Origin of the sequence: Algibacter sp. R77976, from assembly GCF_044594645.1 — a bacterium.
In the GTDB taxonomy this organism is placed as follows: domain Bacteria; phylum Bacteroidota; class Bacteroidia; order Flavobacteriales; family Flavobacteriaceae; genus Algibacter_B.
Map to the genome: position 1 here is coordinate 3,399,383 of NZ_CP138989.1, position 16,765 is coordinate 3,416,147.

At 33.3% G+C, this 16,765-nt stretch carries 12 protein-coding genes; 2 read left to right on the forward strand and 10 right to left on the reverse strand.

Translation table 11 applies throughout. The features are described from left to right. Nucleotides 1–31: 31 nt before the first annotated feature. The 10 genes from acs to SJY43_RS14530 form a co-directional block, all read right to left on the reverse strand. Complete coding sequence (gene acs, locus SJY43_RS14485; RefSeq protein ID WP_396601457.1) at nt 32–1,939, reverse strand: acetate--CoA ligase; 1,908 nt, start codon at nt 1,937–1,939, stop codon at nt 32–34. A gap of 18 nt (nt 1,940–1,957) precedes the next feature. Next, nucleotides 1,958–3,850, reverse strand: coding sequence for an acetate--CoA ligase (locus SJY43_RS14490; RefSeq protein ID WP_396601458.1), 1,893 nt, complete (start codon nt 3,848–3,850; stop codon nt 1,958–1,960). Beyond that, nucleotides 3,847–4,071 (reverse strand): hypothetical protein, encoded by a 225-nt coding sequence (locus SJY43_RS14495; protein ID WP_396601459.1) that lies wholly within the window; start codon nt 4,069–4,071, stop codon nt 3,847–3,849. The genes SJY43_RS14490 and SJY43_RS14495 overlap by 4 nt, the downstream gene beginning before the upstream one ends. Nucleotides 4,072–4,145: 74 nt before the next feature. Next, complete coding sequence (locus SJY43_RS14500) at nt 4,146–4,511, reverse strand: response regulator transcription factor (protein ID WP_396601460.1); 366 nt, start codon at nt 4,509–4,511, stop codon at nt 4,146–4,148. Between the two features lie 18 nt (nt 4,512–4,529). After that, complete coding sequence (locus SJY43_RS14505; protein WP_396601461.1) at nt 4,530–7,220, reverse strand: ATP-binding protein; 2,691 nt, start codon at nt 7,218–7,220, stop codon at nt 4,530–4,532. A gap of 336 nt (nt 7,221–7,556) precedes the next feature. After that, a complete protein-coding gene (locus tag SJY43_RS14510) occupies nt 7,557–9,326 on the reverse strand; it encodes a sodium:solute symporter family protein (protein ID WP_396601462.1) in 1,770 nt (589 codons plus the stop codon). A 29-nt stretch (nt 9,327–9,355) separates the two neighbouring features. Next, nucleotides 9,356–9,616 (reverse strand): DUF4212 domain-containing protein, encoded by a 261-nt coding sequence (locus SJY43_RS14515; RefSeq protein ID WP_396601463.1) that lies wholly within the window; start codon nt 9,614–9,616, stop codon nt 9,356–9,358. A gap of 12 nt (nt 9,617–9,628) precedes the next feature. Continuing rightward, nucleotides 9,629–10,867 carry a hypothetical protein gene (locus tag SJY43_RS14520; RefSeq protein ID WP_396601464.1) on the reverse strand — a complete coding sequence of 413 codons (1,239 nt, stop codon included), beginning with the start codon at nt 10,865–10,867 and terminating at the stop codon, nt 9,629–9,631. Nucleotides 10,868–10,975: 108 nt separating this feature from the next. Further along, complete coding sequence (locus SJY43_RS14525; RefSeq protein ID WP_396601465.1) at nt 10,976–11,395, reverse strand: terminase gpP N-terminus-related DNA-binding protein; 420 nt, start codon at nt 11,393–11,395, stop codon at nt 10,976–10,978. A gap of 52 nt (nt 11,396–11,447) precedes the next feature. Then, the gene (locus SJY43_RS14530) at nt 11,448–12,812 is read right to left on the reverse strand and encodes an alanine/glycine:cation symporter family protein (RefSeq protein WP_396601466.1); all 1,365 of its coding nucleotides are present in this window, start codon (nt 12,810–12,812) and stop codon (nt 11,448–11,450) included. 86 nt (nt 12,813–12,898) lie between these two features. On the opposite strand from SJY43_RS14530, the gene SJY43_RS14535 reads away from it, so the two are divergent. Beyond that, nucleotides 12,899–14,008, forward strand: coding sequence for a heparan-alpha-glucosaminide N-acetyltransferase domain-containing protein (locus tag SJY43_RS14535; protein ID WP_396601467.1), 1,110 nt, complete (start codon nt 12,899–12,901; stop codon nt 14,006–14,008). 262 nt (nt 14,009–14,270) lie between these two features. Next, nucleotides 14,271–16,658, forward strand: coding sequence for a TonB-dependent receptor domain-containing protein (locus SJY43_RS14540; protein WP_396601468.1), 2,388 nt, complete (start codon nt 14,271–14,273; stop codon nt 16,656–16,658). Nucleotides 16,659–16,765: the final 107 nt, after the last annotated feature.

Below are 16,765 nucleotides of genomic sequence, written 5' to 3' on the forward strand. Positions count from 1 at the left end.
ACCTGCCTGCAGGCAGGCAGGTGCCCAAATTCTATAAAGCATTATCCATAATATCCTGAACAACTTCTGGATTTAATAATGTACTTGTATCGCCTAAATTACTGGTGTCTTTATGAGCAATTTTTCGTAAAATACGTCTCATGATTTTACCAGAACGTGTTTTAGGTAACCCGCTTGTAAATTGAATTTTATCTAATTTGGCTATTGGTCCAATATGTTCTGTAATAATTTGATTAATCTCTTTTCTTAGGTTATTTTGATCTCTACTTTCTCCTGTGTCTTTTAATGTTACGTAACCGTATAACGCACTTCCTTTAACATCGTGCGGGAATCCAACAATAGCAGATTCTGCAACTGCCGGGTGCTCGTTAACAGCATCTTCAATTGGTGCTGTACCTAAGTTATGACCAGAAACTATAATAACATCATCTACTCTACCCGTGATTCTGTAATAGCCAACCTCATCTCTTAAGGCACCATCTCCTGTGAAATACTTGTTTTCATAGGCCGAAAAATAGGTGTCTTTATAACGTTGATGATTTCCCCAAATAGTTCTTGCCATGGAAGGCCAAGGAAACTTTATACACAAACGCCCATCTACTTGATTACCTTTAAGTTCTTTTCCGTTTTCATCCATTAACGTTGGCTGAATACCAATAAAAGGCAAGGTTGCATAGGTTGGTTTTGTTGGTGTTGCATAAGGAATTGGCGAAATCATGATGCCTCCTGTTTCGGTTTGCCACCAAGTATCTACAATAGGGCTATTCTTTTTACCTACATTATCGTTATACCAATGCCATGCTTCTTCATTAATAGGTTCTCCTACAGAGCCTAACACTTTAAGCGATGACAAATCGTATTTTTCTATCAACTCCGCACCTTGTTTTGCTAGTGCACGAATTGCGGTTGGCGCGGTATAAAACTGATTGACCTTGTGTTTTTGAACAATTTCCCAAAATCGACCAAAATCGGGATAACTAGGTACGCCTTCGAACATAACCGTTGTTGCTCCATTTACTAATGGGCCATAAACGATATAACTATGCCCTGTAATCCAACCAATATCAGCTGTACACCAGTACACATCATTTTCTCTATATTGGAATACATTTTTAAAGGTATAAGCGGTATAAACCATGTAACCAGCAGTAGTATGCACCATCCCTTTTGGTTTTCCGGTAGACCCAGAAGTATACAGAATAAATAATGGATCTTCGGCATTCATGATTTCGGCTTCACATTCGTCTGAAGCGTTATCTAAAAGTGGTTGCAACCAATGGTCGCGACCAGAAACCATATTAATATCTGTTTTAATTCGCTTAGCTACTAAAACAGACTCAACACCAGGACAACTTTCTAATGCTTCGTCTACAATGCCTTTTAAATCTATAGTTTTTGAACCTCTATACGAGCCATCACTAGCAATAACCATTTTACAATCGCTATCATTTATACGAGTTGATAATGCCGTTGATGAAAACCCTGCAAAAACGACAGAATGTATGGCTCCTATTCTTGCACACGCTAACACAGAAATGGCTAATTCTGGAATCATAGGTAAATAGATACAAACTCTATCTCCTTTTTTAATGCCTTGGGCTTTTAAAACATTGGCAAATTGATTGACTCGCTTATGTAATTGGTTATACGTTATATGTTCTGCTGGATCTTTTGGATCGTTAGGCTCGAATAAAATGGCCGTTTTTTCGCCTCTTGTTGTTAAATGCCTGTCTATACAGTTTTCTGTAATATTTAATTGAGCACCCTCAAACCACTTGACTTCTGGTTTGGAAAAATCCCAACTCAAAACATTGTCCCACTTCTTTCGCCAAAGAAAATGCTCTTCGGCAATTTCTTCCCAAAACGCCTCTGGGTTTCTAACAGATTTCCTATAGACTTGATAATACTCTTCTAAATGTTTAATGTGATAATTACTCATAATTAGTTAATTTATGTTTTAATGCTTTCCTACTTTATGTGACTTAAATACGTTTTCTATTTCGTTAATTATTAACGGATCATCTATGGTTGATGGTATTTTATATTGATCTTGGTCTGCAATACTTCGTAACAATTTACGAAGAATTTTACCAGATCTTGTTTTTGGTAATCTATTCACTAAAACTACCTGTTTTAGAGATGCCACAGGCCCAATGGCTTTTCTAACATCTTTAACAACTTCTGTTTGGATAACAGATTCTGCTATTTTATTATCTGTTTTGGTTACAGCTAAAGCTAAAGGTATTTGGCCTTTTAAATCGTCATTAATACCTATTACAGCACACTCAGCTACGGAGCTGTGTGATGCCACGACTTCTTCCATTTCTGCTGTCGATAATCTATGTCCTGCTACATTTATTACATCATCAACACGGCCTGTAATATAAACATAGCCATCTTCATCTTTATAACCGCCATCGCCAGAAAAATAATAACCAGGGAAACGATTCAAATACCCCGCTTCAAAACGCTCCGGATTGCCCCAAATGTTTTTTAAATTTCCCGGAGGTAGTGGTAGTTTTACTACCACAAAACCTTCTGTACCATTAGGCACAACATGGCCTTCTTTACTCATAATTTGTATATCATAACCGCATACTGGAAATGTTGCCGAACCTGGTTTAACTTTAGCCAATTCAACACCAGCCATATTTGCCAACATAGGCCAACCGCTTTCTGTTTGCCACCAATGATCTATAACCGGAACTTTAAGCATTTCTTCTGTCCATTTCAAAGTTGCTGCATCGCAGCGTTCGCCTGCTAAAAATTGATATTTTAAATGAGATAAATCGTATTGCTTAAGAAATTCACCATTAGGATCTTCTTTTTTAATGGCTCTAATAGCTGTAGGAGCAGTAAACATAACTTTTACTTTATGCTCTTCAATAACACGCCAAAATGTAGAAGCATCTGGCGTTCTAATTGGCTTGCCTTCAAAAAGCACCGTAGTGTTTCTGTTTAATAAAGGACCATAAACTATATAGCTATGCCCTACAACCCAACCTACATCACTTGCTGCCCAAAATACATCGCCAGGCTCGACACCATAAACATATTTCATCGAAAATTTTAGTGCCGTTGCATAACCTCCTGAATCTCTAATTATGCCTTTTGGTTTTCCTGTAGTTCCAGATGTATATAGAATATATGACGGATGTGTAGATTCTACCACCACAGGTTCTGCCGGCGTTGCGGTACTTACAGCTTTTACATAATCTATATCATAAGGCTTCCCAGGCGTATCGGCTCCTAAATGACGTTGATAAATTATAACACTACTAGGTTTATGTTCGGCTAATTTTATAGCCTCATCAACGTAGGGTTTATAAGGAATAATCCTATCAATCTCAATACCACTTGAGGCTGTTAAAATAACTTTTGGTTTACAATCATCTATCCGAATTGCTAATTCATTAGGTGCAAAACCGCCAAAAACAACCGAGTGGATAACACCTATTCTTGCACATGCTAACATGGCATAAATAGCCTGCGGAATCATTGGCATATAAACAATTGCGGTATCCCCTTTTTTTAAACCAATTTCTTTAAGTGCTCCTGCTAATTTTGAAACCTCCTTATGTAATCGATTATAAGTTATTATCTCCTTAGAGTTTGTAACAGGTGAATCATAAATAATGGCATTCTGCCTGCCATAACCATCTTCTATATGCTTATCAATACATAAATAACTAAGGTTTATAGTTCCATCTTCAAACCATTGGTTATGCCCTAGGTCATTTTTTGAAAGTATACTTTTAGGTTTATTATACCAAGATACTTGTTCAGCCTGTTCGCTCCAAAAAGCTTCTGGAGTAGCTATGCTTTTGTTATAAAAATCTTGATATTTCACGACTTAGCTTTTTTAGATTTTATCAAGCCAAACCAATTGGGATTAAGTATCTTTAATTTGATAAACACCCAAATAATAAGCACAAAACAAACGCCCATAACAATTGAATTCATAGGACTTACAATAGTATCTTGCTCAAACTTAAACCTTAAATAAAGCGTAAATACAGCATAGATACTAATAATAATATCTGATGCCAACGGCGGTATACGAAATTTCATGTCTTTAAATTTTAATTAAATACTGTTAAGTTTGCACACAAAACCAATATTTAAAAAGACTTAAAAGACCATTTCTAAGTCAAGAGTTCCAATATTTCTGAAACTATTTTTTTTACTGAAAAAGGTTTGGTTAAATATTTATCTGCTCCAAGTTTTAAACCCTTTTCAATATCTGAAGCTTTATTTTTAGCAGTTAAAAAAACGACTTTAGTTTCCTTTAAACTGTCTGTATTTTTTAAATGTTTTAACGTTTGGTAACCATCTACATTTGGCATCATAACATCTAACAAAATCACATTAGGTATTTGATGTTTTAATATCTCTAAGGCCTCACTTCCATCTCTTGCAATATACACTTCAAAATCTTGTTTTTTAAAAGCATACTCTAACGACATCACAATATTTGGCTCATCGTCAACAATTAAAATTTTCTTCTTCATAGTTTTTGGGACTACAATTTACTTAAAAGGTAGCGTAAAAACAAGTGTTGCGCCATTTTTTACACCTTTTTTTGCCCAAATTTCTCCATGATGTTTCTCTATAATTTGCTTAGTAATAGCAAGCCCCAAGCCACTTCCTTGAGGTTTTCTGGTATTTTGATGTTTTGATTGATAAAATTTATCAAAAATATAATCGTGATCTTCTTCTGGAACCCCTTTACCATTGTCTGTTACAGATACTTTTATACACTCGTTACCTAACTTAAAATCCACTACAATTTTTCCTTTACCAGCTTCACAAAATTTGATAGCATTAGACAGTAAATTGGTAAGGACTTGTAAAATTCTATCCTCATCATAAAATAGTTTTAATGTATGGGGATTTTTATTTACAAGTTTTATATTTTTTTTATTTGAAATATGAGACATACTTGCAATAGCCTTAGTTATTGTTTTTTGAATATCATTTAATTGCACATCTAATGTTAAATGCCCCGTTTCAAGTTTTTCAAAATCTAAAATATTATTAATGAGTCTTCCTAAACGATCTGAATCCTGAAGAATATTTTTTAAAAATTGATGCTTTACATCTTTAGGCATCTCATCCTCTTCATCCATCAATAATTCTGTTGCGGCTCGAATGCCCGTAATTGGCGTTTTTAATTCGTGAGCCACAGTATCTAAAAACTCATCTTTCTGCTTGTCTTTACTTATAAGTTCTTGGTTGACGTCTCTTAGTTTTGATGATAGTTTTGAAAGCTCATTAGATTTTTCTAAAAGCACTTTATTATTTACTACATGTTCTTTAGATTCTTCCAATATTTTTAATACCTCAACTAAACTTATTTGCTCTTCCTTTACTACACTAGCTATTAATATTTTTGCAGAAGCACTACCTATATTTCCAGTTAATAATTTTTCAGAAAAATTAATAAGTCTAGCATCTGCCAATTGCGTGTCTTGTGGTAGTTTGTATTTTGTGAAAAATAAGTTTAACGCACGTTGTGCTCTTTTTTCACCAAGAAATCTATTGAGTACATTTTTTATATCTGCCACATAAGCTTCTCCTTTCCAAACCAAAGCGCTGTCTTGTAACTTTGTAAAATTTCTACTATCAACAAACATTTCGGCATAATTCCGTTCTCTATAATTTCCTTTAGAGGTTAAAGAAAATGCGAGATAACATAATATATTAAAACTCATACTCCAGAAAAATGCATGCGATGGAGGACTTAAAAAATCTATACCAAATAAAGCATAAGGTTTTAAAGCTGCTATACCGTTAAGACCGTATTGAATAAAATCGTCTGTTCCTGTGTAAGCTTGTAATGTAAATGGTAAGATGAGCGTATAAAACACAATAAAAAACCCTACAATAACACCTATTATAGCCGCTTTTGAAGAACCTCTATTCCAATACAGACCAATAAAAAACGAAGGCGCAAGCTGTGCTATAATAACAAATGAAATTAAACCAATAGAATATAAAGAGAGCTCTTTAGAAAAAGAAACATAGAAAAAATAAGCTGTAATAATTATTGAAAAAATAGATATACGTCGAATATTTTTGATATACCTAGCATTTCTATCTGGTTGATTCTGAATAAATTTATCCAAGAACCCATAAGGTATAATAAGGTTATTACTAACCATGGTGGATAGCGCTAAAGTAGACACAATAACCATTGAAATAACCGCAGAAAACCCTCCTAAAAAAACTAGAGATGCCAGAAAAGAATGATTCTGCTCTAAGGGCAACAATAATGTATAATACTCTGCATTTACAGAATTACCAAAAGTGAGTTTGCCTGCCCAAGCTATAAAAACAACAAAAAGATTAAACAATAACAAATACAATGGAAACAACCAAATTGCCTTTTTTAAATGCTTTTCTCGATTGTTTTCCAGAACAGATACCTGAAACTGTCTTGGTAATAAAAATATAGCCATAAAAGATAAAGCGATCATAAAAAACCAATTAAAACCATCTTCGACACCTTTTAAAGTAATTAATTGACTAAAGTTTTCTGTTATTGAAATTTGGTTATAAATATCTGTCGTCCCTTCAAATAAATAAAAGGTTATATAAGCACCTATAATTAAAAAGAATACTAATTTTAAAACAGACTCAAATGCTACAGTCGCAATAATACCTTTATGTTTTTCTGAAGCATCTGTTTTTTGAGTGCCAAAAAAGGTTGCAAAAATGGCTAATATTAAAGCAACATAAAATGTAGTATCGTCTAAAATTGAAGTAGAAATATAACTAGTATCATCAGTCATAATTTCAAAAGTTTCAGAAACTGCTTTTAGCTGTAACGAAATATATGGCACAGTTCCTAAAAAGCAAATTATAGTCACAAGGGCTCCGAGAAAACGATTATTACCATACCTAAGTGAAATAAAATCTGCTATAGATGAAATTTTATGTTGTTTAGAAATTCTTATTATTTTTCTAAGAATTAATATCCATAAAGGTGCTGCTATAACCGGCCCTAGGTAAATAGGAATAAAATTAACGCCTGTATTTGCAGCAATACCTATACTACCATAATATGTCCAAGCCGAACAATATACCGCTAAAGACAACGTGTAAACATAGGGATTGTTCACCCACTTACTTTGTCTCTTTTTCTCAGCCAAAAAAGCAATAAAAAACAATACTGCTAAATAAACTATAATTATAAAAACTAACGTATAATTATTCATAATGGCGTTTTAAAACGATATAAGAAATAATTATAGACAATAACCAAAAAGAAAAAATAGAAAAATAAAATACTGGAATTCCTAATATGGCTCCCTCAATATTAAAAATTAACAAAAAAGGAATATTGAAAATCAAAAACAAGGCTATGGATAAGACTATTAGTTTTTGCTCGTGCCGCTTTTTCATAAAATTTTTATTTTATATAACATGAATGCAATAGACTTTGCACTAATCAAACTAGATTTTACTAATATAATAAAATCAGCACTACTTTTTAAGTAGTGCTGATTTCTTCTAACTAATAAACTTGAATTATGGTTATTCAAGAATATATTTTAATGTGTTTCACCTGCTTCTCCAGCACCAGAAGGAATTCTGATACTTTCAACCATATCTTGAACATCTTGTGGAGGCGCAGCGGTCATGCGCGAAACTACTAATGATATTACAATATTAACACACATAGCAATAGTACCAAAGCCTTCAGGAGATGTACCAAACCACCAATTTTCACTTGTACCACCACCAAACATGTTTAGTTTAAATTTCATCATGTAGAATAACATAATCACAATACCTACAATCATTCCTGAAATCGCACCTTGACTATTCATACGCTTATCAAAAATTCCTAATATAATAGCTGGAAAGAAAGACGCAGCTGCAAGCCCAAAGGCTAATGCGACGACTGCGGCGACAAACCCTGGTGGATTAATACCAAAGTACCCCGCTATTAATATCGCAACAAAAATCGCTGCTCTTGCCCAATTTAACTCACCTTTGTCTGAGATGTCTGGTTTTAATTGCTTTTTAATTAAATCATGAGAAATAGATGTAGAAATTACCAATAGTAATCCAGCTGCCGTAGATAAAGCTGCTGCTAATCCACCAGCTGCAACTAATGCAATTACCCAGTTTGGTAGGTTAGCAATCTCAGGATTAGCTAATACCATGATATCTCTATCAACGTATAATTCGTTTTTAGCATCATTAGCATTAGAAATCATACGCTCTCCATGAGCACCTCTTGCATCGGTATAAACTGGCTTTTTACTAGATAAAGCACTACCTGCTACATATTGAATTTTTCCATCGCCATTTTTATCTGCCCAAGCAATTAACCCTGTATTTTCCCAGTTTTTAAACCACTCTGGAATATCAGCATATTTTTGCTCGCTTACAGTTTCAATTAAGTTCGTTCTAGAAAATACTGCAATTGCCGGCGCTGTTGTATAAAGAATTGCAATTAACAATAACGCGTAACCTGCAGATTTACGTGCATCTTTCACTTTTGGCACAGTAAAGAAACGTACAATTACATGAGGTAATCCTGCTGTACCTGTCATTAAAGCTAACGTTATTGCAAAAACATCCCAAGTAGATTTTTTTCCACTTGTATATTCGCTAAACCCAAGTTGTGTATGCAATTTATCTAATTTGTCTAGTAAAAACTCTCCACCTTCAACAGTTCCTCCCATTCCTAATTGCGGAATGATATTTCCTGTCATTTGCATAGAGATGAAAAATGCAGGCACCATAAATGCAAATATTAACACACAATATTGTGCTACTTGCGTATATGTAATCCCCTTCATTCCTCCTAACAAAGCAAAAGTTAATACTACTGCCATACCAATACCAACTCCTAAGTTAATATCTACTTGCAAGAATTGAGAGAATACAATACCTACACCACGCATTTGTCCAGCCACATAAGTAAATGACACAATTAACGCACATATTACGGCTACAGTTCTAGCGGTATTTGAGTAATATCTATCTCCAATAAAATCTGGAACTGTAAACTTACCAAACTTACGTAAATAGGGTGCCAGTAGCAACGCCAGAAGCACATATCCACCAGTCCACCCCATAAGATAAACAGAACCATCATAACCCGAAAAGGAAATAATTCCTGCCATACTAATAAAGGAGGCGGCACTCATCCAATCTGCAGCAGTTGCCATACCATTAGCTAATGGAGAAACGCCTCCACCAGCAACATAAAATTCTTTTGTTGAGCCTGCTCTGGCCCAAATTGCAATTCCGAAATATAGAGCAAAAGTAAGCCCTACTAATATCCAAGTCCACGTTTGTACACTCATAATTTTTTGTTTTAAGTTTTAGTTAATGGCTACTCGTCGAAACCGTATTTCTTATCTAATTTGTTCATTAATCTCACGTATACGAAAATTAAAATCACGAATACATATATTGAACCTTGTTGTGCAAACCAAAAGCCTAATTTAAAGCCTCCCAATCTAATTTCATTTAAGGCATCTTTGAATATAATTCCGCATCCATAAGAAACGATAAACCATATAGAAAGCAGAATCACTAAATATTTTAAATTCTCTTTCCAGTACGCTGTTGCATGTTTTTGTTTTTCACTCATAATTGTTAGCTTTTATAGGTAAATCATTGCCTGAAGTGACACCGTACCTGTTTTAGAATTTCCGAATTTTTGATTTTTATACTCTAAAGTAAGTTTAGAATGGTGGCCGCTGAAATATGCATTAGCTCCAATTCCAAAAATATTTCTATTATCATCTGAAACATCATAACTATTAGAACCATAAGAAACATATGGCTGATACCTTGCTTTAGTTTTATCTCCAGCAATTACATAACCCACGTGAGTATACATCATACTACCTGTTCCGTATGCACTAAACAAATAATCTTTTCCGTAGTCGTTAGATTGAAATGTAGCATATGCTGTAATAGCGCTTCCATCATCTCCTAGAGGTGTATCATAAAAAGCATCAATAGCAAAAATGGAAACATCTTCACCTGAAAGATTTCCAGCCCCATCTGCAATAACAGACCCATTAGGATGCAAGAAGAAACCAGCTCCTATATTAAATACCTTTTTTCCTCCTAGATACGTACCTACTTTGAATGGTAAAAAATTAGACTCTTGATCCATTAAGTTGAATTCAAAATATCCTGCATAAGCTTTACCAGCATCTTTTGAACCTAGTAATCGCTTACCACCATAAACAGCAGCACCTCCAGCAACCGGTGTGCTAGCATCTAATCCATTTGTTATAGCATCATTAATTGCTACTCGGTATTGAAGTTTTCCAAATTTACCTTTAGCAAAAACACCAATATGCCTTGCAAATTGATCAGAAAGACCAATAGTAGACCATGATTGACGATTATTATCTAAGGTCATCATGTTTAAAGTACTCTGATTGTTTAATCGAGAAATACCATTAAAATAATGTAAACCACCACCTATGGCGTGATCTTTACCTAATTTATATTGTCCCCAAACATCATGAAAAAATAATTGTGAGCCTGTACCTTTCCCCGTAGGACTTAAAGTACCACTATTCAAACTATTTAAACCAAAGTGAGTAAGGATTAGAAACTTATCATTAATTTGAGAAAACATTAAAACACGAGCGCGTCGTAAGTTGAAATCTAACTTACTGTTCTCGTTTCCATTAGCATCAAAAGTTTCGTCTGTGTTATAATTTGCTTGTACTTGAGCCCAAGATATGACTCGAAGATATTTAGACCCATCTTCATTAAATTTCACTTTTAGTCCCCCATTATAATCTGGAGAGCCTTGTGAATACATGTTTTGTAAGCCAAAAAAAACGGAACAAAAAAGTATTAAATACAGTTTTTTCATAAAATTTAGAGTTTAGTTAGTTAGTTATTGGTTTTATGTGCACCGCTAAACTCTGAAAAAGAATGGTTTAAATGAAAATCAGTATATATATTCGTTAAATTAATATATCTATTCCTTAAAACGCTCCCATTTAATTAGCATAAACTTATCCCCAAGCTCTGTTACAACAACTCCTGCCCCTTTAATATTATTTGAGTCTTGAAAATATTCACCCAACTCTACAGCGCTTAAAATTTTATAAGTTGGATGGTAATTAGAATTATAAGGGCGCTTTATATTATACTTTTTAACCCAATTCATAATACTAACATGGGAAACCCCTAGAATACGTTCTATTTCACGATATGACAATCCTTCCAAATAGAGTTGCAATGACTTATTAACATAGTAATCATCTATTTGCTTCCCTATTTTATTAACCGTAAAAAAATAATTACATTTTTTACACTTGTAACGCTGTCTATCTTTAACTATTCCGCTCTTCACATAATGATCTGAACCACAATTTGGGCATAAATCTATTACCATATATATTTATTTAGCATAAATATACCAATTTAGCAGGATTAATTAATAATTATTAAGAAGATTTTATTGTTTTTAGATATTTTTTAGCTTCTTTAATCACTTTGGGAGCTAACATTAATGTAGCTAACATGGTTGGAATAGCCATTAATGCAAAAACACCATCAATTAAGTTTAGCATGGCACTAAAAGGTGTTGTTGCCGCAATTATTATACTGAGAATATAAATGTAATTATAATAGTGTTTTTTATCTGCACCAATTAAAAACGATAAGCATTTTGATCCGTAATATGAATAAGAAAACAAAGATGAAACACTAAAAATAGTAACACAAACCATTAGCAAATACTTACCATAAACTGGCATAGCATGACTAAATGCAGAAGCCGTTAAACTCACCCCATTATTAGAGGTTGTTTCCCAAACACCTGTAACTAAAATAGCCAATGCGGTTAATGTACACACAATTAGAGTATCTATAGCCGGCCCTAACATCGCCACCAAACCTTCACGAATTGGCTCATCTGTTTTTGCTGCGCCATGTGCCATTGGTGCTGTACCAATACCAGCTTCGTTTGAAAACGCACCACGACGAATTCCTAAAAGAATTAAAGCGCCTAAAACACCGCCCATAAAAGCATCACCTTTATAATAATCTGCAGAAAAAGCATCTGTAAAAATCATAATAAAATATTTAGGCACCATTTCATAATTAGAAATTAAAATAAACAGCACCAAAACAAAATACAACAATACCATAGAAGGCACCATTTTAGATGCGGCATTACTAATCCGTTTTAATCCTCCAAGAATAATTACAGAAGTTAAAGAAACCAATACGAATGCTAAAATTAGATTCGATTTTAATCCCACTTCTACACCGTTTGGTATTAATATAATATCGTTAATAGCCTGAGTTAACTGGTTTACATTTACAACAGGCAAAGCGCCAATCATCCCAAAAAGACTAAACATAATTGCTAATGGTTTCCACGATTTACCTAACCCTTCTATTATAAAATACATGGGGCCGCCTTGTAATTCTCCCGCACTATCTTTACCTCGATACATAATAGCTAATGTAGACGTGAAAAACTTTGTGGACATACCCACTATAGCACTAACCCACATCCAAAACATTGCACCCGGACCGCCAACAGAAATAGCCACGGCAACTCCAGCAATATTTCCCATGCCAATGGTAGAAGACAAAGCTGTTGTTAACGCCTTAAAGTGTGAAATTTGTCCGGGATCATTAGGGTCATCATACTTCCCTCTTAATATTTGAACGGCATGCCTTATATATCGAAAAGGTAAAAATTTAGATAAAAACAAAAGGTATAACCCTCCTCCAATAAGCATAATAACCAGAGGTAACCCCCAAGCATAATCTGAAAACGATTTAATAAGTTGTTCCATATTTTTTTATATGATTCTATAAATATATCACTTTACAATTATGTTTAAAATATTTAAAAGTATATTTATACTTGACAAACCAACCTATGGCGCAATCAAACCGCTTGTACTTTATAGATGCAGTAAGAGCATTTGCTATTTTAATGATGCTTCAAGGCCATTTTATAGATACTTTATTAGCGCCTATTTATAGAGATCATTCAAATACAATTTATAATATTTGGTCGTATTTTAGAGGTATTACCGCCCCTACTTTTTTTACTATTTCTGGTTTAGTATTTACTTATTTACTATTACGCGCCTACGCTAAAGGCAATGACAAACCTAGAATAAAAAAAGGACTATTTAGAGGCCTGTTATTACTAGCAATTGGTTATAGTTTACGTATTAATGTTTTTAGTTGGCTATATGGAGATTTCGATCCTTATTTTCTCATAGTTGATGTTTTACAATGCATTGGACTATCTTTAATTTTCTTGATTGGACTACATAGTGTTTTCAAAAAACATAGTTATATTTTTTCAGTAGTTCTTTTTTCAATTGGATGCATTTGTTTTCTTACCGAACCACTTTATAGAAACATAACTTTAGAAACTATTCCCAAATTCATTTCAAATTATATAACAACAGTAAACGGCTCTGTATTTACTATTTTACCTTGGTTTGGTTATTCCGCTTTTGGTGCATTTATTTCTACTGTATTTTTTAGACATGTGCAGCGCAAGCGTTTTAAACTAGTAACCATCATTACTTTTTTTCTAGTTGGAGGTTTTCTTATTCATTTCTCATCATTATTTCTAACAAAATTAAGTTTCATAACTCATGTTGAATTATTTAAAATGAGTGCCGATTACAATTACCTATTTACAAGATTAGGCAATGTGCTTATTTTGTTTGGGGCGTTTTATGCTTTAGAACACTTCTTAAATCAATCCATTATAGCACGAATTGGTGAAAAAACATTATCCATTTACGTTATTCACTTTGTATTGCTTTATGGAAGCTTTACAGGTTACGGATTAAAACGCTTTCTAAATAAATCTTTAGAACCAGAAACCGCAATTTTTGGTGCTGTATTATTTATGGTTGTTGTTTGTTTTATATCCTTCCATTACGCAAAAACAAATGCATTTGTTTATAATTTAATTCGGAAAACTTATGACAAACTAAAAACATACTACCATGACTTATCATGAATATTTTGCCGATAAAATTAGGAAGCAACTAAAAGAAAAACGAACCACTTTTACAGAGCTTAAAATGATAGACGGTTTATGTTTTTAAGTTGAAAATAAAATGCCTTGTGGTATACATACCTATAAAAAATATGGCGATGATTTGTCCCATTGGTTAGGTTTATGTTTAAACTTCAACCCTCTAGCCAAAGTAATTAAAAAGAAAAATAACTTAGGCAATAAGCTATATATTTGCAACACAGTTCAAATTTATAAATGACTTATGCTTAATCGTAAAATTTTAGTTTTATTACCAATACTATTATTATTTGGATTACATAGTATATACGGGCAGAACGCACAAGTTCTTATTAAAGGAAAAGTTATAGAAAGCAATAACCAACTCCCTATTGAGTACGCCACAGTATCTTTAATTAATAACATTTCAAAAAAACCTCTAACAGGAACCATAACATCTCCAGAGGGTTTATTCACGCTTAAAACTAGCGAGACCAATTTCTATATTGAAATTAGTTTTATGGGTTTTGAGACCAAAACTTTTAAGGATTTTGAAATTATAAAAAATATTATCGATTTAAAAACAATAGCCTTAACAGAAGACAACCAAGCTTTAGATGAAATTGTAGTGCGCGCTGAAAAATCTCAAACAGAATTCAAGCTCGATAAACGCGTTTTTAATGTAGGTTTAGACTTAAGCTCTACTGGCGCAAGCTCTTTAGAAGTACTAAATAATATTCCGTCTGTTAATGTAAACATAGAAGGCGAAATTAGCTTGAGAGGTAGCCAAGGTGTTCAAATTCTTATTAACGGAAAACCTTCTGTGCTTGCAAGTGCAGATGGCAATGCTTTAGGCAGTATAACTGCTGATATGATTGAAAAAATAGAAGTCATAACCAACCCATCTGCAAAATACGATGCCGAAGGTACTTCTGGGATCATCAATATTATTATTAAAAAATCTGAAAAACGAGGCATAAATGGATCAGCAACTCTAAACTTTGGCATTCCAAACAGCAATAGTTTTGGGTTGAGTCTAAACAAACGCACCGAAAAATTCAATTTGTTTAGTCAATTAGGATTTGGTCTACGTACTTTTCCTAATGAGAATAAATCTATTAATCTAGATTTAACAGATAACACAACCTTAAGTAGTTCGGGCAATGGTGATTTTAATGAAAAATTCGGAAATATATTAATTGGTACCGATTATCATATTAACGACCTTAACGTGGTAACACTATCTGGCTCGTATGCTTACGAAATTGAAGATCAAAATTCTAAAACCAGTTTCAATGAAGCTGACGCTACTAATACCATAACCGATAGTTGGTTACGAAATGAATTAACAGAAGCAGACAACCCAAAATTACGCTACGAATTACAGTACAAAAAGAGTTTTAAACGACATGCAGATCAAAGTTTGCTGTTTAGTGCTTTAGGGAACTCTTTTAGAAAAGACCAATTTTCAGATTTTGAAAACACTATCATTCTTGGTAGCAAGTATGAAGATTTTCAGCAAAAAACACGTACAGATTACACCTTATCTGATTATACCTTTAAATTAGATTACACACATCCTTTTTTAGAAAAATATACAATTGAAACAGGTTCGCAATACGTAATAAACAATGTCTCTAACGATTTTGCAGTTAGTAATTTAGAAGACGACGTATGGGTTAATAACATCGATTTAACCGATGTTTTTGATTTTGAACAAAACGTTTTAGGCATCTATACCACAGCCGCCTACGAAGGTGCTATTTGGGGACTTAAACTCGGGTTTAGATTAGAACATACCAACCTTAGCACCTTACTTCAAAATAAAAACGAAAGTAATAGTAATGATTATACTAACCTATTTCCTAGTATTCATTCCTCTTATAAAATAAACGATAATTTTTCTATTCAGGCGGGCTACTCTAAACGTATTCGACGACCTGGTTTGAGAGATTTAAATCCGTTTTCAAACATCCGAAATAACTTTGTTATATATGAAGGAAATCCTGATTTACAGCCTGAGTATACAGACTCTTATGAGATTACAAGTATAAATAAATTAGGTAAAGCCTCATTAAATTTTAGTTTATATAACCGATATACCATTGATGTTGTTGAGCGAATTACAACTTACAATGAAGCAACAAAAATTTCAACAATAACTCCAGAAAATGTAGGAACCAATTCAACCACAGGTTTTGAAGCTAATGGAAAATATGCGCCAACAAATTGGTTTTCTTTTAATGGTGATTTCAATATCAATTATTTCAGCAGAAAAGGTGTTTTTGAAGACAACAATTTCGATTTTAAAGGCAACCAATGGTCAGCTAGTTTAACCACAAAGTTTAAACTTCCAGCAGATTTTGATTTAGAATTATCTGGTGATTTTCAATCCAAGTACAAAACCATTCAAAGCAAAATTGAAGATAACCTTTTTGCAGACCTTGGGTTAAGAAAAAAGATACTTAAAGGTAAAGTTATTTTAAACTTAAGTATTCGCGATGTTTTTGCTTCTAGAATAAACCAAACAACAACCTTTAGAGAAAATGGCGGATATTTATTTAATAGCAGACAGCGCGGGCGCTTTGTAACCTTTGGCATTAGCTATGGTTTTGGTAAAGGGGAAGCCATGCAATTTTCAGGACAACGATGATGCAAGTCTTAATTCAAATGTTGTAAAACAAAATAATTTATAAATCTACTTTAAAAATTTAAAAACATGATAAAAGTAAGGTTTTAAAACACCTTATATAATTAATT